The 24,247-nt window shown below is 61.4% G+C and carries 23 protein-coding genes and 2 pseudogenes; 16 read left to right on the forward strand and 9 right to left on the reverse strand.

Annotation, left to right across the window (positions count from 1 at the left end):
• Positions 1 to 50 precede the first annotated feature (50 nt).
• The 3 genes from P6U30_RS06370 to P6U30_RS06380 all read left to right on the forward strand — a co-directional run bounded on the left by P6U30_RS06370 (position 51) and on the right by P6U30_RS06380 (position 2,940).
• Positions 51 to 1,274 (forward strand): Rieske 2Fe-2S domain-containing protein, encoded by a 1,224-nt coding sequence (locus tag P6U30_RS06370; RefSeq protein WP_407168626.1) that lies wholly within the window; start codon positions 51 to 53, stop codon positions 1,272 to 1,274.
• A gap of 74 nt (positions 1,275 to 1,348) precedes the next feature.
• On the forward strand, positions 1,349 to 1,705 hold the full coding sequence (locus P6U30_RS06375; RefSeq protein ID WP_407168627.1) for a non-heme iron oxygenase ferredoxin subunit: 357 nt from the start codon (positions 1,349 to 1,351) through the stop codon (positions 1,703 to 1,705).
• Positions 1,702 to 2,940: an NAD(P)/FAD-dependent oxidoreductase gene (locus tag P6U30_RS06380; RefSeq protein WP_407150572.1), complete on the forward strand. Its 1,239-nt coding sequence runs from the start codon at positions 1,702 to 1,704 to the stop codon at positions 2,938 to 2,940. Before P6U30_RS06375 ends, P6U30_RS06380 begins: the two co-directional genes overlap by 4 nt.
• A 17-nt stretch (positions 2,941 to 2,957) precedes the next feature.
• Here the strand turns inward: P6U30_RS06380 and P6U30_RS06385 are convergent, their stop codons facing one another.
• Complete coding sequence (locus P6U30_RS06385) at positions 2,958 to 3,551, reverse strand: MarR family winged helix-turn-helix transcriptional regulator (RefSeq protein WP_407168628.1); 594 nt, start codon at positions 3,549 to 3,551, stop codon at positions 2,958 to 2,960.
• 215 nt (positions 3,552 to 3,766) lie between these two features.
• Here P6U30_RS06385 and P6U30_RS06390 point away from each other — a divergent pair, with 215 nt between their 5' ends.
• A complete protein-coding gene (locus P6U30_RS06390) occupies positions 3,767 to 4,951 on the forward strand; it encodes an ABC transporter substrate-binding protein (RefSeq protein WP_407168630.1) in 1,185 nt (394 codons plus the stop codon).
• Between the two features lie 22 nt (positions 4,952 to 4,973).
• Here P6U30_RS06390 and P6U30_RS06395 read toward each other — a convergent pair whose 3' ends face one another.
• Positions 4,974 to 5,951, reverse strand: a complete 978-nt coding sequence (locus P6U30_RS06395) for a LysR family transcriptional regulator (protein ID WP_407150576.1) — start codon at positions 5,949 to 5,951, stop codon at positions 4,974 to 4,976.
• Between the two features lie 231 nt (positions 5,952 to 6,182).
• Here P6U30_RS06395 and P6U30_RS06400 point away from each other — a divergent pair, with 231 nt between their 5' ends.
• From P6U30_RS06400 to P6U30_RS06425, 6 genes are all read left to right on the forward strand, one after another.
• The gene (locus tag P6U30_RS06400) at positions 6,183 to 7,412 is read left to right on the forward strand and encodes an ABC transporter substrate-binding protein (RefSeq protein ID WP_407168631.1); all 1,230 of its coding nucleotides are present in this window, start codon (positions 6,183 to 6,185) and stop codon (positions 7,410 to 7,412) included.
• Positions 7,388 to 8,116, forward strand: coding sequence for a nitroreductase (locus tag P6U30_RS06405; RefSeq protein ID WP_407168632.1), 729 nt, complete (start codon positions 7,388 to 7,390; stop codon positions 8,114 to 8,116). Before P6U30_RS06400 ends, P6U30_RS06405 begins: the two co-directional genes overlap by 25 nt.
• A 14-nt stretch (positions 8,117 to 8,130) precedes the next feature.
• Positions 8,131 to 8,670, forward strand: a complete 540-nt coding sequence (locus P6U30_RS06410; RefSeq protein WP_407168633.1) for a DUF4863 family protein — start codon at positions 8,131 to 8,133, stop codon at positions 8,668 to 8,670.
• 38 nt (positions 8,671 to 8,708) lie between these two features.
• Positions 8,709 to 9,410 (forward strand): protocatechuate 3,4-dioxygenase subunit beta, encoded by a 702-nt coding sequence (gene pcaH, locus P6U30_RS06415; protein ID WP_407168634.1) that lies wholly within the window; start codon positions 8,709 to 8,711, stop codon positions 9,408 to 9,410.
• A complete protein-coding gene (gene pcaG, locus P6U30_RS06420) occupies positions 9,411 to 10,013 on the forward strand; it encodes a protocatechuate 3,4-dioxygenase subunit alpha (protein WP_407168635.1) in 603 nt (200 codons plus the stop codon).
• Positions 10,014 to 10,508: 495 nt separating this feature from the next.
• Positions 10,509 to 11,240: a c-type cytochrome gene (locus P6U30_RS06425; RefSeq protein WP_407168636.1), complete on the forward strand. Its 732-nt coding sequence runs from the start codon at positions 10,509 to 10,511 to the stop codon at positions 11,238 to 11,240.
• A 173-nt stretch (positions 11,241 to 11,413) separates the two neighbouring features.
• On the opposite strand, the gene P6U30_RS06430 is transcribed toward P6U30_RS06425, so the two are convergent.
• Positions 11,414 to 12,352 (reverse strand): GlxA family transcriptional regulator, encoded by a 939-nt coding sequence (locus tag P6U30_RS06430; RefSeq protein ID WP_407170371.1) that lies wholly within the window; start codon positions 12,350 to 12,352, stop codon positions 11,414 to 11,416.
• 212 nt (positions 12,353 to 12,564) lie between these two features.
• On the opposite strand from P6U30_RS06430, the pseudogene P6U30_RS06435 reads away from it, so the two are divergent.
• From P6U30_RS06435 to P6U30_RS06445, 3 genes and pseudogenes are all read left to right on the forward strand, one after another.
• Positions 12,565 to 13,202, forward strand: a pseudogene (locus P6U30_RS06435) (HD domain-containing protein).
• An 85-nt stretch (positions 13,203 to 13,287) separates the two neighbouring features.
• Positions 13,288 to 14,766, forward strand: a complete 1,479-nt coding sequence (locus P6U30_RS06440; protein ID WP_407168637.1) for a catalase — start codon at positions 13,288 to 13,290, stop codon at positions 14,764 to 14,766.
• Positions 14,767 to 14,801: 35 nt separating this feature from the next.
• Complete coding sequence (locus tag P6U30_RS06445) at positions 14,802 to 15,461, forward strand: hydrolase (RefSeq protein ID WP_407170372.1); 660 nt, start codon at positions 14,802 to 14,804, stop codon at positions 15,459 to 15,461.
• 435 nt (positions 15,462 to 15,896) lie between these two features.
• Here the strand turns inward: P6U30_RS06445 and P6U30_RS06450 are convergent, their stop codons facing one another.
• From P6U30_RS06450 to P6U30_RS06475, 6 genes are all read right to left on the reverse strand, one after another.
• The gene (locus P6U30_RS06450; protein WP_407168638.1) at positions 15,897 to 16,067 is read right to left on the reverse strand and encodes a helix-turn-helix domain-containing protein; all 171 of its coding nucleotides are present in this window, start codon (positions 16,065 to 16,067) and stop codon (positions 15,897 to 15,899) included.
• Between the two features lie 491 nt (positions 16,068 to 16,558).
• On the reverse strand, positions 16,559 to 17,662 hold the full coding sequence (locus tag P6U30_RS06455; protein WP_407168639.1) for a hypothetical protein: 1,104 nt from the start codon (positions 17,660 to 17,662) through the stop codon (positions 16,559 to 16,561).
• Positions 17,663 to 18,354: 692 nt separating this feature from the next.
• The gene (locus P6U30_RS06460; RefSeq protein ID WP_407168640.1) at positions 18,355 to 19,248 is read right to left on the reverse strand and encodes a nucleotidyl transferase AbiEii/AbiGii toxin family protein; all 894 of its coding nucleotides are present in this window, start codon (positions 19,246 to 19,248) and stop codon (positions 18,355 to 18,357) included.
• Positions 19,241 to 19,885 carry a type IV toxin-antitoxin system AbiEi family antitoxin domain-containing protein gene (locus tag P6U30_RS06465; RefSeq protein ID WP_407152442.1) on the reverse strand — a complete coding sequence of 215 codons (645 nt, stop codon included), beginning with the start codon at positions 19,883 to 19,885 and terminating at the stop codon, positions 19,241 to 19,243. Before P6U30_RS06465 ends, P6U30_RS06460 begins: the two co-directional genes overlap by 8 nt.
• A gap of 910 nt (positions 19,886 to 20,795) precedes the next feature.
• Positions 20,796 to 21,392 carry a hypothetical protein gene (locus P6U30_RS06470; RefSeq protein ID WP_407168641.1) on the reverse strand — a complete coding sequence of 199 codons (597 nt, stop codon included), beginning with the start codon at positions 21,390 to 21,392 and terminating at the stop codon, positions 20,796 to 20,798.
• Positions 21,361 to 21,924, reverse strand: a complete 564-nt coding sequence (locus tag P6U30_RS06475; RefSeq protein ID WP_407168642.1) for a hypothetical protein — start codon at positions 21,922 to 21,924, stop codon at positions 21,361 to 21,363. Before P6U30_RS06475 ends, P6U30_RS06470 begins: the two co-directional genes overlap by 32 nt.
• A gap of 321 nt (positions 21,925 to 22,245) precedes the next feature.
• Between P6U30_RS06475 and P6U30_RS06480 the strand changes: the two are divergent.
• From P6U30_RS06480 to P6U30_RS06490, 3 genes and pseudogenes are all read left to right on the forward strand, one after another.
• Positions 22,246 to 23,063: pseudogene (locus tag P6U30_RS06480) on the forward strand (DUF1254 domain-containing protein); the annotation flags it as partial.
• A complete protein-coding gene (locus tag P6U30_RS06485) occupies positions 23,060 to 23,305 on the forward strand; it encodes a DUF3302 domain-containing protein (RefSeq protein ID WP_407168643.1) in 246 nt (81 codons plus the stop codon). The pseudogene P6U30_RS06480 and the gene P6U30_RS06485, both read left to right, overlap by 4 nt.
• The gene (locus P6U30_RS06490; RefSeq protein WP_407168644.1) at positions 23,302 to 24,243 is read left to right on the forward strand and encodes an HlyD family secretion protein; all 942 of its coding nucleotides are present in this window, start codon (positions 23,302 to 23,304) and stop codon (positions 24,241 to 24,243) included. The genes P6U30_RS06485 and P6U30_RS06490 overlap by 4 nt, the downstream gene beginning before the upstream one ends.
• Positions 24,244 to 24,247 lie beyond the last annotated feature (4 nt).

Consider the following 24,247-nt stretch of genomic DNA (forward strand, 5'->3'; position numbering starts at 1 on the left):
GGAAGATAGTAGGCCGAGAACGCAGGAGACGTCAACCAGGGAGGTTCGCGATGGTCACGAGAGAAGAGAACGAATTGCTGTGCCGCGTCACGGGCGACGCGCCGATGGGACGGATGCTGCGCCAGCATTACTGGCTACCGGCAGTTCTCTCGGTGCGCGTGCGCAAGGGCGAGGCGCCCGTGCGGGTCAAGCTGTTCGGCCGTAACTTCGTGGCGTTCCGGGGCAAGGACGGCACGATCGGATTCCTCGACGAGGCCTGTCCGCACCGTGGCGCCTCCCTCGCGCTTGCGCGCGTCGATGACTGCTCGCTGACCTGCCTGTTTCACGGCTGGAAGATCCGCGCCGATGGCGCGGTGCTGGACGTTCCCAACGAGCCGAACAATCCGAAGGAATTCGCCAAGACCGTCAAAGCGAGGGCCTATCCGACGCGCGAGGGCGCCGGCCTGATCTGGGTCTGGCTCGGCGAAGGCGACGCGCCGCCCGCGCCCGACTTCGAATGGATGGATTTGCCGCCGGATCAGGTTTACACCGCCGGCATCGAGCTCAATGCCAACTGGTTGCAGGGCGTCGAGGCGACCATCGATTCCTCGCATGTCGCGCTGCTGCACCAGAGCTGGACCGCGACATCCTCGACTGATTTCGGCGCGACGCGCGTCAACACCGAAGTGGGCTACGAGTTCGAGAAGAAGCCCTATGGCTTCCGCGCCGCAGCGCTGCGCACGGCGCCCGATGGATCGTGCCTCGCCCGCGTCACGGAGTTCGTGATGCCCTATTATGGCTTGATCGCGCCGATCTATTCCGGGCCGCAGCAGGATCGTACTGCGATCATCGCGGTGCCGATCGACGACGAGAACCTCATCCAGTGGTACATTTTCTATAATCCGGAGAAGCCGGTGGATTCCTGGCGCAAGGTGCAACGCGCCAACCAGTGGCCGATGGCCGGCGGCCTGCCGGGCGATCAAAGCAACAATTGGGGGCAGAATCGCCAGATCATGGATGCCGGCAACAGCACCGGCTTCCATGAGATAGTCATCGAGGATTTCGTTGTGATGGTCAGCATGGGGCCGATCGTCGACCGCTCGCAGGAATATCTCTGCTCGGCGGACCAGGCGATTGTCAGGGTGCGTCGTCAGCTGCTCGACGAGGTCCGCGGCTTCATGGACGGCAAGGCGCCGAAGAGCGGCCAGAGCGAGACCATGTCCTACAAGGACATCCGCGCAGTCGGCGGCCGGCTCGCCTCCGCCTCCGAGGATTGGCGGCAGATTCCCCGCTGATCCAGTCCGGAGCCCCGGGGGGCGGGACGTTGCGTTCGCGCCTCCTTCCCAGCCTCTGCCCAGGAGGAAATCACATGGCCTGGCACCATCTATGCGCCGCCTCAAAACTGTTGGAAGGCGAGCCGTTAGGCTTCAGGGTCGGCGACCGGCGCATTGCGCTCTACAAGGTCGACGACGACGTCTTCGCAACGGACGACGTCTGCTCGCACGCGTTCGCGCTGTTGTCGACGGGGTTTCTCGACCGCCATGTGATCGAATGTCCGCTGCATGGCGCGATGTTCGACGTCCGTGACGGCAAGTGCAAGTCGAGTGCCTACAGGGATGTCGAGGCGTTCAAGGTCGAGATCCGCGACGGCGAGGTCTATGTGCTGCTCGGCGGCGGCGCTGCTCTGGAAACCGCCGGTGATGGCGGCGTGGACGTCAAGCCGTGAGCGGCCTTGTCGTCATCGGCGCTTCCTATGCCGGCATTCAGGCGGCCCTCACCGCGCGTGAAGCCGGCTATGCCGAGCCGGTGACCGTGATCGCCGATGAGAGCGCGCTGCCCTATCAGCGGCCGCCGCTGTCAAAGGATTTTCTGCTCGACGAGATCGGCGCGCAGGGGCTCCTGATGCACGACGAAGCGATTTTCACCAGCAACAGGATCGAGCTGTGTCTTGGCCATCGTGTTGTCGGGATCGATCGCAGCGCCGGCCGGGTCGTGTTGGCCGACGGCGCGATGCTGGATTTCGACAAACTGGTCATCGCCACCGGCTCGCGTGCGCGCAGGATCACGGTCCGCGGCGCCGAACTCGGCGGGGTCTGTTATCTCAGGTCGATCGCCGACGCTACCGATCTCAAGGCGCGGCTCAACCGGGCCAGCGAGATCATCATCGTCGGAGGCGGCTTCATCGGGCTCGAGGTGGCGTCCTCAGCGGCGAGGCTCGGCAAGAAGGTGACGGTGATCGAGTCCGCGTCGCGGTTGCTCGAGCGAGCGGTCTCTCCGGTGGTGTCTCGCGTCCTGTTCGATCGTCACGTTCGAGCGGGCGTTGCAGTGAAGTTCGGCACGGCCATTTCGGCCATGATCGGTGATGGCGGACGGGTTACGGCGGTCGAGCTGAACGGAGGCGTCCGTCTCGGCGCCGACCTTGTCGTGGTCGGCATTGGCGGTATCGCCAATGATGAGCTCGCCGTTGCCGCGGGGCTCGATTGCGCCAACGGCATCGTCGTGGATGAGCACGGCGCGACGGCACGCCCGGGAATCTACGCCGCCGGCGACTGCGCCAATCACTACAGTCGCTTTGCGGGGGGATGGATCAGGCTGGAGTCGGTTCAGCACGCGCAGGATCAGGGGAGGGCGGTCGGGCTTGCGATCGCGGACAGCCATGAAGCCTACGATAGCGTGCCGAGATTCTGGTCGGATCAGCACGATCTCAAGCTTCAGATCGTCGGGCACTCAGCGCGCAGCGATCGGATCGCGATCCGCGGCGCGCTCGAAGCCGGCCGGTTCTCCGTGTTCAACTACCGGCAGGGCAAGCTCGTCGCAGTCGACAGCATCAACAATCCTACCGACCAGATGGTGGCGCGGCGCCTGATCGCGGCCGGCATTTCGCTGACGCCCGAGCAGGCCGAAGACAGTTCGTGCGATCTCAAATCGCTGCTCAAGGCGGGCAGCAAGGCCGTCGCATGATGTTGTCGGCGGCGCTGCTAGTCCGCTGCCGCAAGCCGGGCGGACTTCTTCGGCGCTTTCACGGTTCGGACGGCGAGCAGCTTGCGCAGGCAGCGGTCGAGCATGGCGAGCTCCGCCTTGGTCAGCCCGCTTGCTTCGGTCACGGCCTCCACAACCCTGGCCACCTCGGCGATGCCGCGGTCGGCGGCCGCAAGACCCTTGGCGGTGAGACGGACCAGCTCCGAACGGCCGTCGTCGCTGGCCGAAACGCGGAGGACGAAGCCACCTTCCTGGAGCCGGGCCACGCGCTTGGTCATGGCACCCGACGTGACGAGGAGGGCGCGGAACAGGTCGGTCGGGCGCAGCTCGTACGGCTTTCCCGAGCGCCGTAGCGCCAGCAGGACGTAGAGCTCGCCGGTTTGCAGGCCGACGGCCTTCGCTATGTCCTGCAGGCGTATTTCGTGAAGCTGGTTGACGCGCTCCAGCCGCAGCAAGGTACAGGCGGCGGCAAGGTCGAGGTCGGGGCGCTGCGCGAGCCAGGCGGCCTCGATGTCGTCGTAAAGCGTGCTGTCGGGCGTAGGCGGTTGCTTGATCGCAGGTTCGGCGCGGCGTGACACGCTGCTTTTCTTCATTCCCTTCCAGTCCCCTTCGTCCCGCGCCAAGGGCGCCGGCATCATGCGTCGCAGCAATCTAACACCGTCGAATTGACGTGTCGCCCCCGCAAGTTCCTGCGACCGCTTCACACAAGCGCATCGTTCCGCGGAGCGGCCATTTGCCGCCTTTTGTCGAGGGTTGACAATTATCTTCCTAGGAAGAATATTCCAGGTAAGGAACAGGGGAGGAGCGTATGCGCGGACTTCGCGCTCTCATCATATTCGCGGTCCTGGTCGCGGCCTGCGGCTCGGCCGGCGCCGCCGAGATCGAATTGATCCTTGGCCAGACCATGCCCTATAGCGGGCCGGCGTCGGCCCTGAGCGCCGTCGGCAAGGTGCAGACCCGCTATTTCCAGATGATCAACGATCGCGGCGGAATCAATGGCCACAAGGTCAAGTTGATCTCGCTCGACGATGGTTACAGCCCGCCGAAGGCGGTGGAACAGACGCGCAGGCTGATCGAGAACGACGAGGCGGTCGCGATCTTCGGCAGCATGGGAACGGCACAGAACGCCGCGGTTCAGAAATATCTCAACGCCAAGAAGATTCCTCAGCTGTTCGTGTTCGCGGCAAGCGAGCGCTTTGCCGATCCGAAGACCAGTCCCTACACCATTTCGGGGATGACGCTGTTCAGCACCGAGGCTGCGATCTACGCGCGGCTCGCGGCCGAGCAGACGCCCGGCGCGCACGTCGCGGTGCTGTACCAGAACGACGACTACGGCCGCGAATATCTCCGTAGCTTCAAGGCGGAGCTGGCCCGGCTCGACCCCAAGGCCGAGATCGTTGCGGCGTCGCCTTACGAAGTCACGTCGCCTACGGTCGATTCGCAGGTCGTGGCGCTGGCGAGCACCAACGCCAACGTCTTCCTCAATGCGTCGACCGGAAAATTCACCTCGCAGGCGATCCGCAAGGCAGGCGAGCTCGGCTGGCGCGCGCAACAGTTCCTGCCGATCGGCAGCAACTTCGTGCCGACGATCCTCAAGCCCGCCGGGCTCGACAACGCCAAGGGGGCGATCTCGGCAACGCCGACCAAGACGGTCGGCGATCCCGAATGGGCCAACGATCCCGCCTATCTGGAATGGCTGTCTTTCATGAAAAAGTATTACCCCGAGGGCGATATCGAGGATCAGCTCAACTTCACCGGATGGAACGTCGCTGTCTTGATGACCAAGGTCATCGAGGCCTGCGGTAACGATCTGTCCCGGCAGAACATCATGAAGCAGGCCACCGCGCTGAAGAACCTGGCGCTGCCGGGCCTGATCCCGGGCATCACCGTCAACACCAGCCCGGATGATTATCGCCTGATCACGTCGCTACGGCCGCAGCGTTTCGACGGCGAACGCTGGATTCCGATGTCCGGTACCATGGCCGCGCAATGAGGCCGGGAAAGGCGGTTGGGCGTCACCCGCCGCGCCTCAGCTCTTCGGTGGCGCGCCGCAGCACCTCGTGAAGCCATTCGTGCGCCGGCTCGTCTTCGACGCGTTCGTGCCAGAGCAGCCGAACCTCCACGGGCGTCGTGGTGTAGGGCAGTTCATAGGTCGTGATCGCATGCACCTGCTCGAGCGCCCGCGCCAGCGGCCGCGGAACGACGGCGGCAAGTTCGGAATCGACCAGCAGTGCAGGCAGGGCAAGGAAATGCGGCAGGGAGACCGCGATCCGTGGCGGCCGGTCGCTGTCGGACAACGCCCGTTCGAGCGCGGGGCGGTCGTACATCTCGGAACGCCGGGCGAGTCCGCGCTCGGAGATGAAGCCGCCGATCGCGCCCTCCTGCTCGCCGCCAAAGGATACCACGACCAGCGGCAGGGTCGCGAGCTTTGCCTTGTCGAGCCGGCCAAGCTTGCGCTTCTTGCCGACGATCAGCACGTCGTCATATTCGAACAGCAGTGCCGTGCGGAAGCGGCTTGGCGGCGAGGAGAACACGCCGATCGCGACATCGATGCGGCCGAGGTCGATCTGCTCGGCAAGATCGATCCGCGTCACCGGCTTGATGGTAAGGTCGATCGCCGGAGCTTCCCGGCCCAGGATCTTCAGCAGCGGCGGCGCCAGCACCATCGTGGTGAAGTCGTTGGCGGCCAGCGTGAACGGCTTGGTCGAGGCCGCCGGCACGAAGGTCGGCAGTTCGACCGCCGCCTCCAGCGATCGCAGCGCCTGGCGGACCTGCGGCGCCATCGTCACGGCGCGAGCGGTCGGCTGCATGCCGGTTGCCGTGCGCACGAACAGGTCGTCGTCCAGCATCTCGCGCAGCCGCGCTAGCGAGTGGCTGACGGCAGACTGACTCAGCGCGACCTTCTGGCTGGCCCGCAGCACGCTGCGCTCCTCCATGACGGCGTCGAATACCTTGAGCAGATTTAGATCCAGGGTCTTGAAGGAAACGGACACGCTGAGAGTCCTGTCTGTAGCGGATCGCTCGCCTTGGCAACCTTCCGCGGGCGACGGCAGTTAAGGCCAGCCGTCTGGCGGATGCAACCGATCGGATCGCGCGCAAGCGCATCGTCTTCGCCTCGTCGCCCGCCATCTGAAGCCGGTTCAGGATCACTCTGCGAGACTTTCACTTCCGCAACGCGCCGTTCTGGCCAAGATTGCCGGCACCGGGTTGGGAGGAGAAAAGCGATGAAGGCCTGGGTGATGTCGGCCCGAAGTGGCACGTGTAAATCGATCGGATTGGTGTTGATGCTGGCGGCGACGGCGACGTCGGGGATTGCACAGAGCGGGCCGGTCAGGCTCGGCGTGCTGACCGACATGTCGTCGCTCTACGCCGACAATGGCGGCCAGGGTTCGGTGGTCGCGGCGCAGATGGCGGTGGACGATTTCAAGGGCAAGGTGCTGGGCCGCCCGATCGAGATCGTGGCCGGCGATCACCAGAACAAGGCGGATGTCGGCTCCGCGATCGCGCGGCGCTGGCTGGAGAGCGACAATGTCGAGGCCATCCTCGACGTCCCGAATTCCGCGGTCGCGCTGGCCGTGCAGGGCATCACGCGCGACAAGAAGAAGCTGTTTCTCGCCACCGGTGCGGCGACGTCCCGGCTGACCGGCGACGAGTGCTCGCCGACCGGCATTCACTGGACCTACGATACCTATGCGCTGTCGCAGGGCACGACGAAGGCGATTTCGCGCCTCGGCGCCAAGTCCTGGTTCTTCCTTTCGGCCGACTATTCGCTCGGCGCGCAGCTCGAGGCCGACAGCCGCAAGGTGATCGACGCTACCGGCGGCAAGGTCGTCGGCGCCGTGAAGCACCCGATCAACACGCCGGATTTCTCGTCCTTTCTGCTGCAGGCTCAGGCCTCCAAGGCCGACGTGATCGCGCTCGCCGATGCCGGCGGCGACTTCATCAACGCCGTGAAGCAGGCCGGCGAGTTCGGCGTAACGCGCGGGCAAAAGCTTGCCGGCCTGATCGTCTTCATCGCCGACATCCACAGCCTCGGGCTGCAGAGCGCGCAGGGCCTAATGCTCAGCTCCGCCTTCTACTGGGACCTCAACGACGAGACACGCGCGTGGTCGAAGCGCTTCATCGAGAAGACGAAGAAAGTGCCCACCATGATCCACGCCGGCACCTATGGTGCGGTCATGCACTACCTCAAGACGGTCGAAGCCGCCGGCACGCTCGGTGGGCCGACTGTGGCCGCCAAGATGCGCGAATTGCCGGTGAACGATTTCATGACCCGCAACGGCAGGATCCGGCAGGACGGCCGGCTGGTCCGTGACATGTATCTGTTCCGCGTCAAGTCGCCGGAGGAGTCGAAGTACCAGTTCGACTACTACCAGCTGCTGGCCACGATCCCGGGGGAAGAGGCTTTCAGACCGATGGAGGACGGCGGATGCTCGCTCGTGAAGAAGTCGTGATCGACCGGGACGCGGCGTGCGGAGTTGCGCGCAATCCGATCGACGAGGTAATCGCCGGTCGGCTCTCGTGTCGTGAGTTCTCCGGTCGTCCCGTCTCGCGATCGACCGTCGAGCAGATCATGCGCGTGGCGCGGTTCGCGCCGAGCGGTGCGAACATCCAGCCCTGGCGCGTCTACGTGCTTGCCGGCGCCGCCAAGACCGAGGTGTCGGCGGCGCTTCTGCATGCGTATGAGAACGAGCCGAGCGAGCACATCTCCGAATATCAGTACTACGCCAGCGCCTTCCCCGAGCCGTATCTCGGCCGTCGCCAGGAGTTCGGGCGATTGTTCTATGACTCGCTCGGGATCGCGCAAAGCGACACTGCCGCGAGGAGCCGGCAGACCGCAAAGAACTTCATGTTCTTCGGCGCGCCGGTCGGATTGATCGTCACCATCGATCGCCGCCTCGCGATGGGAAGCTGGCTCGATCTCGGCATGTTCATCCAGAACGTGATGCTGGCGGCGGTCGGACGCGGGCTGCAATCCTGTCCGCAGGAAACTTTCGCCAGATTCCACCGGATATTGCGTCCGCTGTTGTCGATCCCCGCCGAGCAGATGGTGGCTTGCGGGATCTCGATGGGCCACCCCAGGGAGTGGCCGCGTACGCGGCTGATGCCGCGCGTGGAGGTGGAGGCATTCGCCTCCTTCAAGGGTTTCGAGGATTAGACCAGGAGAAAGTCATGGGAAGCCGGGAACAGCTTATCGAACGCAGCATCCCGTTTCTGCGCGAGGTCAAGGATATGACGCCGAGCGCGGCGATGGAGCGATGGCTCAACGAGACCTATGGAGAGGACAGCGCGCTGTACCAGGATCTCGCTCGTCTCATCAAAATGGGAGTCGAGGAGGGCTGGGCGGCAAACCAGGAGGTGGACGGCCCGAACTATCGGCGCAGCCGCATCCTTGAGCCGGTCCCCGAGACGTTCCAGTTCAGCATCACCGCGGTCTACATGAACAGCACCGATCCACGCCGCTTCAAGGACGAGGACGATCGCGACGTGCTGCGTGGGCAATATCACGGTCATCCCTATGGCGAGCTCAACCTCGTCGTTCCCCTCGACAAGGGGGCGCAGCTGAAGGGGTTGCAGGGTTGGCAGGGGCCGGGCTGGACCGCGCCCGATCCTGGCAGCCGGCATTATCCGGAAGTTAGGGGCGGCGCGGTCATCGCGCTGTTCTATCTGCCAGCCGGGCGCATCTCGTACGATTTCAAGGCGCCGGCCTGATTTCCGGCGCGGGCGGCAATCCGGTCTGGAGAAAGCACATGACGTTGATCTACCCGGTCGCTTCGAACAGCGTCCATCCCGCGCGCCTGTCGCCCGCGTACCGCAGCGCGATCAAGCGTTCGCCGCAAAAGCCGCTGATCCCGATGCGGCACACGCTGTCGGAGCTGACCGGGCCGGTCTACGGCCACGAGACGGTGCGCGCGCACGACAGCGACCTCACCATCCAGTCGAAAGGCGAGCCGCTCGGCGAGCGCATCATCGTGCACGGCTACGTGCTCGACGAGGACGGTCGCGGTGTGCCGAACACGCTGGTCGAGATCTGGCAGGCCAATGCCTGCGGCCGCTACATCCATGTCGTCGACCAGCACCCGGCGCCGCTTGATCCGAATTTTACCGGTGCAGGCCGCACGCAGAGCGACGCGGCCGGGTACTACAAGTTCATCACCATCAAGCCCGGCGCCTATCCCTGGGGCAATCACCACAATGCGTGGCGGCCGGCGCACATCCACTTCTCGGTGTTCGGTCACTCCTTCATCTCGCGGCTGGTGACGCAGATGTATTTCCCCGGCGATCCCCTGTTTCCGTTCGATCCGATCTTCAATTCGGTGACCGACGAGAAGGCGCGGGCGCGGATGATCTCGTCCTTCGATCTCGACAACACCAAGCCGGAATGGGCGCTCTGCTACCGTTTCGATATCGTGCTGCGCGGGCAGAACGCCACGCCGATGGAGACCAAGTAAGTGTCGAACCCGCGTCCTGATGGAATCACGCCGTCGCAAACCGTCGGCCCCTATTTCAAATACGGCCTGACGCCGAACGGCGAGTATGCGTGGAACGACGCCTTCACCAACAATCTGCTGACGCCTGATGTGTCGGGCGAGCGCATCCGCATCGAGGGCAAGGTCTATGATGGCGACGGCGCCGTGATCCCGGACTGCATGCTGGAGATCTGGCAGGCCGATGCTCAAGGGCGCTTCTCCGATCCGCAGGACAAGCGCGCGTTGCCGAACTCGTCCTTCAAGGGTTTTGGCCGCTGCGGCACCGACACGAGCGGCGGCTACGCTTTCGACACCATCAAGCCGGGTGTGGTGCCGGATCCCGATGGCAAGCCGCAGGCGCCGCACATCCTGCTCGCGGTCTACGCGCGCGGCATGCTCTTGCATCTCTACACGCGGATCTATTTCGACGATGAAGCCGGCAACGCCGGCGATCCCGTGCTCGCGCTGGTGCCGGAAGATCGCCGCGCTACCTTGATCGCCAAGCGTAAGGCGGGCGCGGGCCATGTCTATACGCTCGACGTCTATCTCCAGGGCGACAACGAAACGGTCTTCTTCGACATTTGAATATGATCCACGACCGATTGCCTGAAAGATCGGAGGTAAATCGCCAGTTTGCGCCGTAGTTGAAATGGTGGGTTTTTGCCCCAAGAAGGTCAAAACTGCTTTGTCTTTCGATGGGGATTGACTGACAGTATCTCCGCCATTCGTGCGATAGTATTTGCGCAGTGCCTTGACGCTTGCGCGGGACACCAACAACCAGGAATTAGTGTGGCCAGTGCCGTTGGTTTTCGGACACTTTCAATCTTGTTGGCCTTCAGTTCTGTTCGGCGGGAGGAGGTGTCTTTCTGAGCTATTGGGTTTGCGACGACCGTCGGAGCGCCATACCACCTTAGCCGCCCGCCCAGCCGAGGCCGAACCCCAGCGCCAGGGGGCTCCCGACAGCACGACAAAGAATGCGCGTCTGGCGGACGTTGGGCTTCAGAGGCTGCAAGGCTCTTCTCGAATGGGACTGAGATAATCCGACGGAACCATGCGATCGTTGCCGTGGCAGGGATCGGCGTGGCGATAGCTGTCGCATTATGGAGGCTGCATGCGCGCAGCGCGCCTCCGGTAACGCTGAATGTCATCGGAACAACGGCGCAAATTCAGCGCGGCCGGGAGATATCTAATGGCTTTTGCAGCGGCTGCCATTCGACGAAAGGTACGCTTACAGGCGGCCTCAATCTCGCCGTGAACTTTCCCGTACGGTTCGGCTCTTTAATCGCCTCCAATCTCACACCCGCCGGAGCCCTCGGCCGATGGTCGGATGGGGACGTCTTCCGCAATGGAGTCGACCCGGACGGGCGTTGGCTGATCATGATGTCGTACACCAACGCCGGAAAATTGAGCGATGCGGATACGGCCGCGGTCATCGCCTATCTTCGCAGCTTGCCCGCCGCCGGACGGAGAACGCCAGAGCCGGCGGATCGATTGAATCTGTTGGGCTTCGCCATGCTCGGAACCGGTCTCTTGTCGGCTGGAAAGCCGATTATCACGGGCGTGGTCACGGCGCCTGCCAAGGCTCCCTCAGTTCAGTTCGGCAAGTACATCCTCTCGTATCAAGACTGCCGCGAGTACACGGAAGAAAGCCCACCGGGAGCACGCCAGGTCAGCTTCCTCCGATCGGCCCCGATCTGCGTCTCGCGACGGGCTAGAACCTTGAAGAGTTTGTCAAAACCTTTCGCACCGGCGTCGACCCTAATGGCCACGCTATCAGCAAAGACATGCCGTGGGAGCCGATCGGTCGAATAGACGATGACGAATTGCGCGCGATCCATGCGTACCTCATGCAACTGCCGGATGAATAGAAACTCTGAATACTCCGCGCCGACGTCTGAACGATCGAAAAATGCATCTGGTTCAATGCAAATTTTCAATCACGAAGTCTTTGTATCAAGTTCAAATCGCCGGAAGCTGGCCCGATACTAGGCTGGTGTAACCCCAAGACGTTCGCCGAACACGATCCGCATCCGCTCGGCTGTACCGAACCCGCAGTCATGTGCGACGGTCTTGAGAGGACGGTCGCTGCCTTCCAGCAACATGCGGGCAGCGTCGATGCGCGCTCGCTCGACGAATTCGTGCGGTGTGATGCCGGTCTCTCGGACAAAATGCCGACTGAAATTGCGTGTGCTCATCCCCGCCACGCTCGCAAGCGACTGAAGTGTGTGCCGGCTCCCGATGTGAGCCATCACATGATCCTTAATGCATGCGACCGGCGAGGATGGATCGGCCAGCGCGGTGAGATACGGACTGAACTGCGACTGCCCGCCCTGGCGCTGAGCCACCACCACCAGGCGCTTGGCGACAGCCAGGGCAACGGCAGGGCCGTGGCGTTCGCCAACCAGCGCAAGCGCAAGATCTATGCCGGCCGTCACGCCGGCCGACGTCACGAGCCGGCCATCCCGCACATAGATCGAGTCCGGCTCCACATGCGCTTTCGGAAAACGCTTGGCGAGCTTTGCTGCATTCTGCCAATGGGTTGTCGCCCGCTTGTCGTCGAGGAACCCTGCGTGACCGAGCGCGAACGCGCCCGTGCAGATCGAGCCATAGTTGCTAGCGTGCCAGGGTGCCTCGCGCAACCACTCCGTAAGCACCGGATCCGGAGGGGCTTCAGGAAGTGCCGGGCCACCGGCGACAAACAGCATGTCAAATCCGCCGGTCGCCTCCGAAAAACTCAGGTCGGCCGCCATCTGCATGTTGTTCGAAGCCCGCACCGGCGTGCGGTTAGCGGCGATCAGCATCGTTTCGTACCGCACTTCCGTTCCGATATAGCCATTGGCTTCGGCGAAAACATCAACAGGTCCTGCCACATCGAGGGCCTGTACGCCCTCGTAAATGACGATGCCTATCTTCTGGCCTACCATTTGCGCCCTTCCGTCGATGTTGGCTCGAAACGGTGTGCCATTGTCCTGATCCGATGGGCAAGCGCTAGTGCGGCCCAGCGGCGTAACGGCCATAATAAGCGCGTGCATCGTTCTCGGCCAGACGGCGCCGACAAGCGACGGGATCGCGCTTTCCAGCTCGCTCATGCGATCTCACGCCGCCCGGCTTGACCGGTCCAACAAGGAGTGTTCCGATGACAAAATCCATTGCAGGTATCCGAGTTCCCGACAGCGCCATGGCACGACGACCCAGCTCGTTCGCGATACCGAGGACGATCTGCTCTACAATCATAGCCGCAGGGTGTTCTTCTGGGGAGCGTTGACCGGCGAACGGAAGGGCCTGAAGTACGATCCCGAGCTGCTCTACATCGGCGCGATGTTTCACGACATGGGGTTGACCGACGCGCATTCCAGCGCCGATCTTCGCTTCGAGGTCGACGGCGCGAACGCCGCACGCAACTTCCTCCGGAGTTACGGCGTTCCTCAGCACGAGGTCGAGGACGTCTGGGCCGCGATCGCGCTCCACACGACGCCGGGAATCCCCGAGCATATGCGGCCGACCATCGCACTGGTGACGGCGGGGGTCGAGATGGATGTGCTGGGCATTGCATATCACGATTTTTCGCCTGGGCAGCGTGACCAAGTCTGCTCGCATCACCCGCGCGAGGCGAATTTCAAGGAAAACATCATCGATCACTTCGCGAAAGGTATCGTCAAGAAGCCGTTGACGACCTTTGGCAACGTCAAAGCCGATGTGCTCGCGCTCAAGGACATGAATTACGCCCGGCAGAACTTTTGCTCGATCATCCTGGGATCGGCTTGGCCAAGCTAGGAGCCGCCTAGGAGCCGCGCATCTCAGCAGCTCTGACGCTTGTCACTCGACAACCTCCAATCACCGACATGTAACAGGATATGTAATGACTGACTCTCGCCCTCCCATGACCCATGCGACCGGAACGCCCGTTATCGACAATCTCAACACCATGACGGCCGGTCCCCGCGGTCCTGCGCTTCTCCAGGACATCTGGCTCATCGAAAAAATGGCGCACTTCGATCGGGAGGTGATCCCCGAGCGCAGAATGCACGCCAAGGGCTGGGGCGCCTACGGTACATTTACGGTGACTCATGATATCACGCGCTTCACCAAGGCGAAGATATTTTCCAGCGTGGGGAAGAAGACCGAGCTGTTTGTTCGCTTCTCCACAGTGGCCGGCGAGCGTGGGGCGGCGGATGCCGAGCGTGACATTCGTGGCTTTGCAGTCAAGTTCTACACCGAGGAGGGAAACTGGGACATTGTTGGCAACAACACCCCGGTCTTCTTCTTCCGCGATCCGATGCGGTTTCCGGATCTAAATCATGCCATCAAGCGCGATCCGCGCACGGGTTTGCGTTCGGCCGACAACAACTGGGATTTCTGGTCGCTGCTGCCTGAGGCGCTTCACCAGGTAACGATCGTAATGTCGGACCGCGGGATACCGAAGAGCTTTCGACACATGCATGGCTTCGGCAGCCATACGTTCTCGATGATCAACGCAGCGAATGAGCGGGTCTGGGTCAAGTTTCATTTCCGCACCAGGCAGGGGATCGAGAATCTGACCGATCAGGAGGCCGCGGCGCTCGTCGCCAGCGATCGTGAAACGCACGGCCGCGATCTGCTGGAAGCTATCGACGGTGGCGACTTCCCAAAGTGGACGCTATCCATTCAGGTGATGACCGAGGAGCAAGCCCGCAATCACAAGCACAATCCGTTTGACCTGACCAAGGTCTGGCCGAAGGCGGATTACCCGCTGATCGAAGTCGGAGAGATGGAGTTGAACCGTTATCCAGAGAATTACTTTGCGGAGGTGGAGCAGGCCGCTTTCTCGCCGGCAAACATTGTGCCCGGCATCGGCTTTTCGCCCGACCGGATGCTTCAGGCCCGGCTCTTCTCCTATGGCGACACTCAACGCTACCGGCTTGGCGTCAATTTCAACCACATTCCGGTCAATGCACCGCGCTGTCCGGTCCACAGCTATCACCGCGACGGCAAGATGCGTACGGATGGCAATGCCGGCGGCAAGCCAACCTACTGGCCGAATTCCAAGCAAGCCTGGATGGGTGATGCTCCAGAATTGATGGAACCGCCGCTCGGGCTGGAAGGCGATGCTGCCCATTATGACCATCGTGTCGATGAGGATCATTTCGAGCAGCCGGGTAACCTGTTCCGAATGATGACGCCGGCGCAGCAAGAGCTCCTATTCCAGAACACGGCGCGCGCCATGGGCGATGCGCGCATTGAGGTGAAGCAACGCCACATCGAAAATTGCTCCAGGGCTGACCCCGCGTACGGTGCCGGCGTTGCGAGGGCGATGGGCTGCGGTGCGAACAACAGCGCCCGATCATCCAAAATCAAATAAACATTCACCAAATCGGAAAGGAATCCGATGTGAGCATCAAAGCAACTGCCAAGCCGGCCAACACGCTACTCAGCCCGAAGGACCATGCGCTGATCTTGATCGATCATCAGTCGCAGATGGCATTCAATACGAAGTCGATCGACCTGACCAGTTTGCGGGCAAACGTGGGAATTCTGGCCGAGACGGCCAAGGGTTTCAACGTTCCGACGATTATCTCGACAATCTCGAAGGACAGCTTCGCGGGCCCCCTGTTCGATGAAATCACCGAAATCTTCCCGAACGCGGAGATCACGGACCGTACAACTTCCAACGCCTGGGAAGACACGAACTTCATCACCCGAGTCAACGCGGTCGGAAAGGATCGACTTGTTATGTGTGGGCTGTGGACCTCGGTTTGCTGCAATGGCCCCGTGTTGTCGGCACTGGACCAGGGCTACGAGGTTTATGTGATCACCGATGCCTGCGGAGACACAACGACTGAGGCGCATGAGCGTGCGGTCGCGCGTATGACCCAGGCGGGCGCACGGCCGCTGACGGCGCTGACCTATCTTCTTGAGTTGCAGCGCGACTGGGCTCGCCTCGAAACGTATGGCGTCACCACCGGCATTGCGAGGAAATACGGCGGCGCCTTTGGCATTGGCATCAGCTATGCGAAGACGATGTTCGGCAACGAGGAGAGCAAGGCCCACTCGTGATTAAGGTGGGCGGTGTCCCGCGCGCCTCGATGCCGGCCGACGAGCAGGGTTGGCAGGTAGAGGAGCCCCCTTTTCTGCGCCGCGAGCCTTGACGCTTGCGGGCTTCATGTCTTGATTCCCGGCCCGGCGTGCGAGCCCGTTCCACGCCGGGAATCCCCCATTGCTGGACCGTTAGCGTTATTTTGGGTAGGCCCGGCCGGAAACGCTGGAATTGCTCAATTTGCGTCATGTGGACGCGATGAGTAGGATCACCCGACACGAGCATCGCAGGCGGTTGTACTGCGGCCCGGGCCTCCTGCATGTCCAGTCCAAAAGCCCGTCATTGTTCCGACGAGACGGCCGCGTCGGAGCATGGTGTCGAACACTCAGCGAGGGCACACGCGCCTTCTCCATGTGTCGGCGCATCGCACCGTGGCGTCGACTCTGGCTGCGCAGTTAGCTTGCTCTGAGACGTGCCGATCGCAGAGTGTCCGAAGGATATTCGCCGAAAAGCGATCGATAATATCCCGAAAATCGGCCGAGGTCGGAGAAGCCCAGTTTGAAAGCGACCTCGGCGACGGAAGTAGCCTGCTCGGCGCTATCGTTCAGAAGCGCACGCGCCCGCACAACCTCTTTTGACGCAGGAAAGTCGTCGGCGCGACGCCGAGAACCTCATCGAAAGCTCGCTGCAACGAACGTCGCGATACCCGTAGACGGGTCGAGAGGCCGTAGTTCACATGGTGGGTTTTGGTCTAGGAAGGTCGAAAATGCGTTATCTTTCAACAGGGAGTCTCCGTCACATCGACCTCATGCAACAAGTTTCGGTATCTGCTCCTCGATCAAGCGTAGGAATCGGGTGTTGCGAGCCAACGATTTGAGCTTGCCGCCGGACGGCTTGAGGCAAGGTGGATCGCGCGCGAACGGTGGCTTTCGGCGGATTATCAAATCGCCACGTCGCGAGTTAGGCTGCCCGCCGACAAGAAGACAGCGCTGCGGCGATAGTGTGTTTCGCGATGTCGCTGACCTCAGCTAAGCCGCGCTACGATTTTCTGCGCCAAACTACGATTTCCAGATGATTTAGCTAAGGACGAGGCTTTCGTAGCCACTAGTCGGTGCCATCAGTCGCGATAAGACCATTCCTTTATCTCAGCGATCCGCTTGAACAGGTCTTCGGGACCATTCGCTGCTGGATCTGCACGTTGGAGCCAGTCCTCGGCCCACATGAGCCAATCGCCGACACTGCGACCATCGATCTCAATCGATCGATCAACATCCATTGAACGGAGTGTGCTCAGGAAATCCCGTACGGCAGCGAGCTCACGCCAGCCCTGTGCAATTTCCCTGAAGTACCGCCAGCGGTTGGCGTCACGCTTTCTTCTTTGTTGCTCCTCGTACCGGCGTCGTTCCGCGAGCTGGCGTTCGCGCTCGGCGGCTTCCCGTTCCTGTCGTTGCCGAACGAGCAGCGGGCCCGCGGCAACGAATACTGCGACGATGTCTGGTAGCATGCCTTCGAGCGGCTGCGTATCGGTCTCCAGCCATTGGCATTTTAGCCCAGCGGGCAGATAAGCCTTGATTTCGAAGACAAGACGACCGGTTGGCACGAGCTCCTGTTTCCAACCCTTGTTACCTATCCGCCAGCGCTGCTCATCTGCAGTCAGTGGACGGCGGGTCTGCTTCTGCTTCTCGCGGAGCTGGAATTCGACCTTTTCACCGGAGACTTCGGCAAAGAGTTCGCGCCGGTCGCCCTGCTTGATTTTGCCACCCTGGCGCTCGATTGCCTTGAACAGCGCGTCGAGAAAGCGATGCTGTCGCCGATCGCTATCGCTGAAGTCACCAGGGTCATACAGCTTCTTTCGCCACGGATCGCGTTCCTGGCGCGCTCGCCGCTTTTGTTCCGCATGGTCCGCCAGCCACGCGGCAATAATCGCGTGCGGTTTCACGAGGCGTTCGGCCACAGTCATCGAGGACGCTCCCGCGTGAATGCCCTCCATCTGGCGGCGCACGTCGTCCGGCAGGTCAGGGGGCGGTTCGGGCAGCGGCGTCGGATGAATCGTGATCGGGCGGGAAGCTCGGCCGGGTTCCGGTAGTGGCGTACGCTCAGGCGCCTTGCCAACCGCGTGTTTAGCCCAATAGCCCCGCTCCGGGTATGGGATGTCCTCCCGACGGCACATCTTGGCGAGGCCATTGTCGCTGATCCCGTACCGTTCAGCCAACCGGGACATGGGCGTTTCCCACACAGCAGCATAAAGGTCTTGTCGGGTGAGCGTCGTTAGCTGAGACGGGCGTGGTGCAGGTGTGGCTGGCGGCGATGAAGCAGCCGGTGCGGATGTTACCTCTACTTCCGAAAGCACTTGGGCCGCTCGCTCGGGTTTGTGCGCTGCAGTTTCGGCGCGTCGTGTGCGTGTGGTCTCATCCGTGTCCAGCACCAAAGGCTCGGGACAATCTGGAGGAGCCGGAGGCAGAGGTGGCTGAGCCACGGCCTTGCCGAACTCCTTCTTGATCCAGTAACCGGATGGAGGCGTCGGAATGCCGGCGCGGCGGAGCAGGGAGCTCAACCGGCTTGTATTGGTGCCCAACTCGGCAGCCACCCGCGTCATTGGCGTTGACCAGATACGGTTATAAGTTCCTGACGGGTAAAGCGATGTTCCATTGGCTTCGGGCAGAGGTGGCAGATTCGATTCCACGAAGATATCAGCATTTTTTGGCTAGAACTGTAGCCGATGTTCGTCGCGTTCTCTTGCCGCTGATTTCTCGAATGCAAGCTCCTCACCGCCAGAGCCTCTTGCTGAAAGTCTGATTGTCGCTGCGCCGACGCAATGTCGGTAGGATCGACGTCTCGTCTCCGCTGTCCCTGGTGTCGGCGACTGCTCTGCTAGGGAAGCCTACTACATATGGTCACGAACGAACTGCCCATTCACGCCGATCTTGTTTCATCGAGCGAGCGTGCCGCCGACGCGTGAGGCATCAGGAATGCGGACAAGTCTTGGACCACGTCAGCGAGTGTGCCGGGCCGAAACGCGACGTCTTCGCGGAATGAATTCCACTGCTGAACTTTCGTCGGGTCCTCCGCAAAGGCCGTTGTCAGCGCATCCGGAGCCTCTGAGGGAATTTCGGTCTTGCGTCGAGCGAATGTCGCGGCGATAGCTCGTGGGAGCTTACCATCTTTGAACTCGAAGTTGCGCGATAAGACCCAGACGTCGTACAGGTCTTTCATGCGACTATTGGCGCGACCCAACATAACCATCGCCTGAAATTTCTCGGCGATCACTGTCTCGCGAGCGTAGGCCCGGAGATGTGGTGCCGGAAAATCCAACAGAACCGGTAAGTCCATCTCCTGAAGACCCGGCTCAACGGAATCGCCAAAGGCGATATCAATCACGATCCGAACTTTGGCGTTATCGATTACCCCATTGGCCGTAATGCGTAGCCCGCCATATTCGGTTTCTTCGCGGATACGATCGACCTTCACGCTGTCGGAATCGAAAACGACTCCATCGTTAAAGGAGACCGCGCATACCTCCTGGAAGATGCGCACCATTTCTTCTTGATCGTCATTGCCGACGGCCAAAAAGTCCAAATCTCTTGTCGGGCGTAGCGGATCTTCGAACCACTTCGTAAGCAGCATCGCCCCTTTCAGAATGAAACGGTCGTGATGCTTGGTTTGACTCAGCCGATAAAGAAGTCGCTCGAGAACGTAATTGTTGAGCAGCAGATCGAATGGCTGACGACGCTGCTTTGAGAGGTTGAGCAACCGCGCCCGAACTGACGCGCCCATGTTCTTGATTGGAGGTTTTGGCTTCTTAGGCATTGGCGGTCATCGCCTCAAGATACGGCTGAACGACCTTCCAGATACCAGCTTCATTTGCGTATCGGGCGATCTCGGCAGGGGTTGCTTTGCGCTGTCGCAGTGCTTCTCTGAGACCCTCGAGCGCGAGATTGAGGCCGGGACTCTTTTGATAGCGCTTTCCGGCGCTCCGGCGATAGCGAAACAGGTCGACTACTGTTTTGGCGGGATTGTAGATGCGTACCCGCACACCTTCGATCTCTTGCTCTGTAATGCCAGAGGTCAGAACCTTCTCTCCGAAACGCACAAATTGGAGGGGAGGGGTTTGGGTTCGCGGCCGCCGATCCTTTGCGCCTATGGCCATCCAAACCCGCGATGGGATCGTATCGGTTAGTCCGTGAAAGGCGAGCGCGGAAGTGAGGCAGATAACGCCTTTCGGGACGAGCTTGGCGGCTTCAGCCAGCGCATGATGGGTATCGAACGAGGCATCTGGGAGTTGATATAGTCCCCTGCTGAGTTGAAGGACGAGCCCCTTCTCCTTCATTCGTGACACGGTTGCCGCCGTAACGCCCGCCTCCTTGAATTCAGAAAGCCGAACCATGCCCCGCTTTTTCAGCAGAGTTAGAGCGCGGTCTTGCTGCGTCTCAGAGGCTGATTGCATTGAGTATGAATGATATAAAATGTCGGGTTTGTCAATATTTTTACCGACGTTTTGTATCACAATCGGAATGACCAAAATTCGCTACCGTCGATGGAAACTTGGCTCACCCAGATCGAGCCTGCAGAGGCGGTAAGTAAGAGCACTCCGCGCGGCAGTTACGGCCGTCTCTACGACAGTGGCGCCAAACATGCGCCGCCTTTCGAATCTCCGCGAGTTCGGGCACTTTGGGGTTCGTGGTTTTTCAACGTGCGTCTCTAAGAGCGTAAGAACTGAACCCGCCACGGCTCAAGAACTGGCTCATGCGAAGGACTGGATGAGGTATCGCACGGTTGGTTGGTGTGGGTGAAAGATGGTAGCTCCACCGACTCCAACCCCCGACAGTTCCAAAGCCCCGAGCCAAGCTTGCGTGAGACAGCCATATCGGCCTCGCCAACTGGGCTGCCCTCCGAAAACGGGCTCCTGCGACCGCGGTGTGGCGCATCTCCGCCACAACGGCGGCGGTCACGCAACCATGCTAAGGACAAATAGCGGTTCGTCATGTCGGTGGTTGCGTATGATTCCCTCCCTGGGCATCAAAACTACGCTTTTCCACGCTAGAGCACGATCTTGTACGATTGCGTTCGCTAGTTTAGATGCTCGGCGCGAAGGACGTTCGCAGATTTCTCTGGCTTGGGCGCGTCCACGTAGGTTCAAATCCAGTCCAGGATTTGACCTACTCGCGGACCATTTCTCGCCGGCGAGGGATTGCGTACGAACGGCGGCTTTTGACGAACTACCAAGGGTTCACGTCTCGAGTTAGGCTGCCCTTCGGTAGGAAAACAGGACTTCGGAAACAGTGGGTCTAGCGATGTAGCGGACCACTGACCCGAACCCCCGACGTCTCGTCAACGCATTGCATCGCCGGACAAATTTAGACGCCCTCAGTGTCATGGCTAGACTTAACGTGGAAGAGCGGATCCATTCGATCTGCTTCCTTTAGCGCCCAGCGCGCCCAATTTTCGAATTCTGACGCTTGCGTTGCTTCTGATGCGCGTCTTGCCTCGACGTATTCGCGTATCAGCCTGGCGCTTCGCCAGTTCTTGGCTTCGGTTAACAGCTCATCGCGGCGTGCCTTCTCTTCGGCTGCAATCCGCTCCCGCTCTTCGCGTTCAGCCTTCTCTTTGGCCTTGCGTCGCGCTTCGGCTTCCTCCTCCTCGCGCTTGCGCTGCCATCCCGCCATTTCGGCGTGCCACCGCCGCGATTCGCGCTCACTCACAATGGCAAGGCCGATCACAATTTCAGTTAGCTTGTCTTCGAGCTTACCTGCATCGTCATCTATCCAATTTGAAACGATATCTGGATGGTGCCGACCGCTTTCAGCCCGTAGCTCCAGCTTGTCCTTTGCGTCCGCATCGTCAGACCGCCGGTTACGCGCCTGACGTTTCCTTGGGGAATCCAAAGTTATACTGACGCCTGCAGGTCCGCTGATTGAAATCTCACGTGCCTCCCGATCGCGGATATAAGCCACCCACCCTGGCAAAGGCGAGAAAGATTGAGTTGAGAATGCGTAGGCGCCGCCGCTCGTAGGATGATTCGAAAAGAGGCTTCTCCCAGTGGAAGGAGCTTGACGCCATCTTCTGACGAATGGTCTCATCGCGACTAAGCAGTTTGGCGATGGCGGGATCCGCGCGCGTCAGGTCGTGGGACAAGCTTACTTTGCCGAGGCGCTTCCGAAACCGCGCCGTCAGCACATCTACACTCTCCGGTTCACCTTCGATACCGGGCTCACCAGTAATCCGTGCCTTTAGCTCGGGCGGCAGCGCACCACCCCTTTCAATGACATTGATTGTTGCGAGATCGCGCGGAGGAAGAGGTGTTCGCGTAACCTTTTGACCAGCATGCAGCTTGCTCCAGCATCCACGTTCCGGGATGGGTATGTCCGCCTTGCGGCAGTGCTTGGCTATCGCCACGTCAGAAATACCGATTGCTTTGCAAATACGGCTCATGGCCTCCGACCAAACCAATTCATAGAGTTGTTCGCGCGTTAAGCGTAGCGTCACTGTTTTCTTCTCATGAGACTCGGATCTAGCCGCCGCAGACCAACCGGGTCGTTTTTGGCAGGCGCCGCTGCAAGGGATCCGATATCCCAAGTGCGAAGGTAAGACTAGGATCCGAGCAGGCCTTGGCCCGACTATGGCGGGCATCACAATTGAATGGGTGTCGACGGAGGACCTCAGAAAGTGACACGCTGGTCGATGGTTGCGGAGGCGCTGTCCGAGCGGCGGGAAACTCTTCGACCTACACTGCTCCGGCCCACATCAACGGTGACGATTTTTGGCCTGTGGCCGCTCCGCCAAGCTCACCGCCGCATGGCCGAGAGCATCCGCGGCAACCGCGACACGCTGTATTCGACGCGCGTATTTGATCTCGACGCCGGCCCCGCGACCATCAGCCTACCCGATGCCGGAAAGCGCTTCATGTCGCTGCAAATCATCAGCGAGGATCAGTACACCACGACCGAATACGGCGCCGGCCCGCATACGCTCGACAAAGCCAGAATCGGCACCCGTTATGCGCTCGCCGGCGTCCGCACCCTGGTCGATCCGAACGATCCGGAGGACCTCAAGCGCGTTCATGCGCTGCAGGACGCCATCCAGGTCTCGCAGCCCGGCGGTCCCGGCAAGTTCGAGATTCCGAACTGGGACAAGGTCAGCCAGAAGAAGGTGCGGGATGCCCTGTTGGTGCTGGCGACTACGGTCACGGATACTCGCCGCGCCTTCGGCACCAAGGAGGAGGTCGATCCGGTGCAGTATCTGATCGGCGCTGCGTCGGCCTGGGGCGCGAACGCGCCCAGAGACGCGATCTACCTCAACGTCGTCCCGCCGAAGAACGACGGCGAGACGAATTATGAGCTGAAGGTGAAGCAAGTCCCGTCGACGGTTTCTGGTCGATCAGCCTCTACAACGCCGAGGGCTATTACCAGAAGGACCCGTTCGACGCGTACACGCTCAACGACATCACCGCGAAAAAGGAGAGCGACGAGTCGGTGACGGTCCGCTTCGGCGGCTGCGACGGCAAGATGCCGAACTGTCTGCCGATCACCAAGGGCTGGAACTACATGGTCCGGCTCTACCGGCCGCAGGCCGAGATTCTCGACGGCAGGTGGAAATTTCCGGAGGCGGAGCCCGTGAACCCATGACCGGTCTCGATCTCTTCGCCTGGATCGTCCTCCTCATCGTCCTCGCCGTCGCAATCTTGGTGTGCTGGTTGATGGGCTCGCTCCCCGGCCATGTCGCGCGCTCGCGCGGCCATCCCTGGGCCGACGCGGTGCGGGTCGCCGGATGGATAACCTTGATCTTCGGGTTCGCGCTTTGGCCTCTGGCCCTGATCTGGGCCTATGTCGACGTGCCGGCCGGGCGCGCCGGGGAGACTCGGCGATGATGATCGCGCTGATGGCGCTCTACATCGCGCTGCTGTTCTCGCTGGTGTGGCTCGGCATCATCCGCTTGAACGCGTTCTGGAAGGCCTCGCCTTTGATCGTCCTGCTCCTCCTCAACATCGGGCTCTTCATCCCGATGGGATGGGGAGCGCCGCAAGGGACGGCGCTCGTCGCCCGCAACGCGGTGTCGATCGTGCCGCCCGTAGCCGGCGAAGTGATCGACGTTCCGGTCGTGGCCAACAGCCCGCTGAAGGCTGGAGACGTGCTGTTCAGGATCGATCCGACGCCCTACGATGCCCAGGTGAAGGCGATAGAGGCCCAGCTCAAGCTCGCGAGCACGCGGTTGTCGCAGATGACGACCTTGCTGGAGCGCGACGCCGGACGGGCATTTGACGTCGAGCAGCGCCAGTCCGAGGTCGACCGGCTCAAGGCGCAACTGCAGACAGCGCAATGGAACCCGGACCACGCGACCGTCCGGGCGCCGGCGGACGGCTACGTCACGAATCTCGCCCTGCGCAAGGGCGCCCGGGTTGCGAATCTGCCACTGTCTCCCGTGATGGCCTTCATCGATACCTCCGACACCATCATCGCTGTCGAGGTTGACCAGATCGACGCCCGCTATGTCGCGCCGGGGCAGGAGGTCGAGATCGCTTTCAAGTTCGCTCCGGGGAAGGTCTTCGCAGGCAAGGTGGAGAGCGTCCTGCAGGCGGTTGCCACCGGCCAGACCCAAGTCTCGGGGCAGGCCGTGACTCCCAAGGCGATCAGCTCGGTCCCGTTCGTCGTGCGGGTCCAGCTGGATGATAAGGAGGTCGCGGCCCGTTTGCCGGCGGGCGCGACCGGCACCGCGGCGATCTTCACCGATCATGTCAAGGCCGCGCACCTGATTCGTCGTGTGCTGCTCAGGCAGATCGCGATCCTGAACTACGTCGTTCCGTTTTGAAGAG

The organism is Bradyrhizobium sp. ORS 111, from assembly GCF_045571485.1.
Taxonomy (GTDB): Bacteria; Pseudomonadota; Alphaproteobacteria; order Rhizobiales; family Xanthobacteraceae; genus Bradyrhizobium.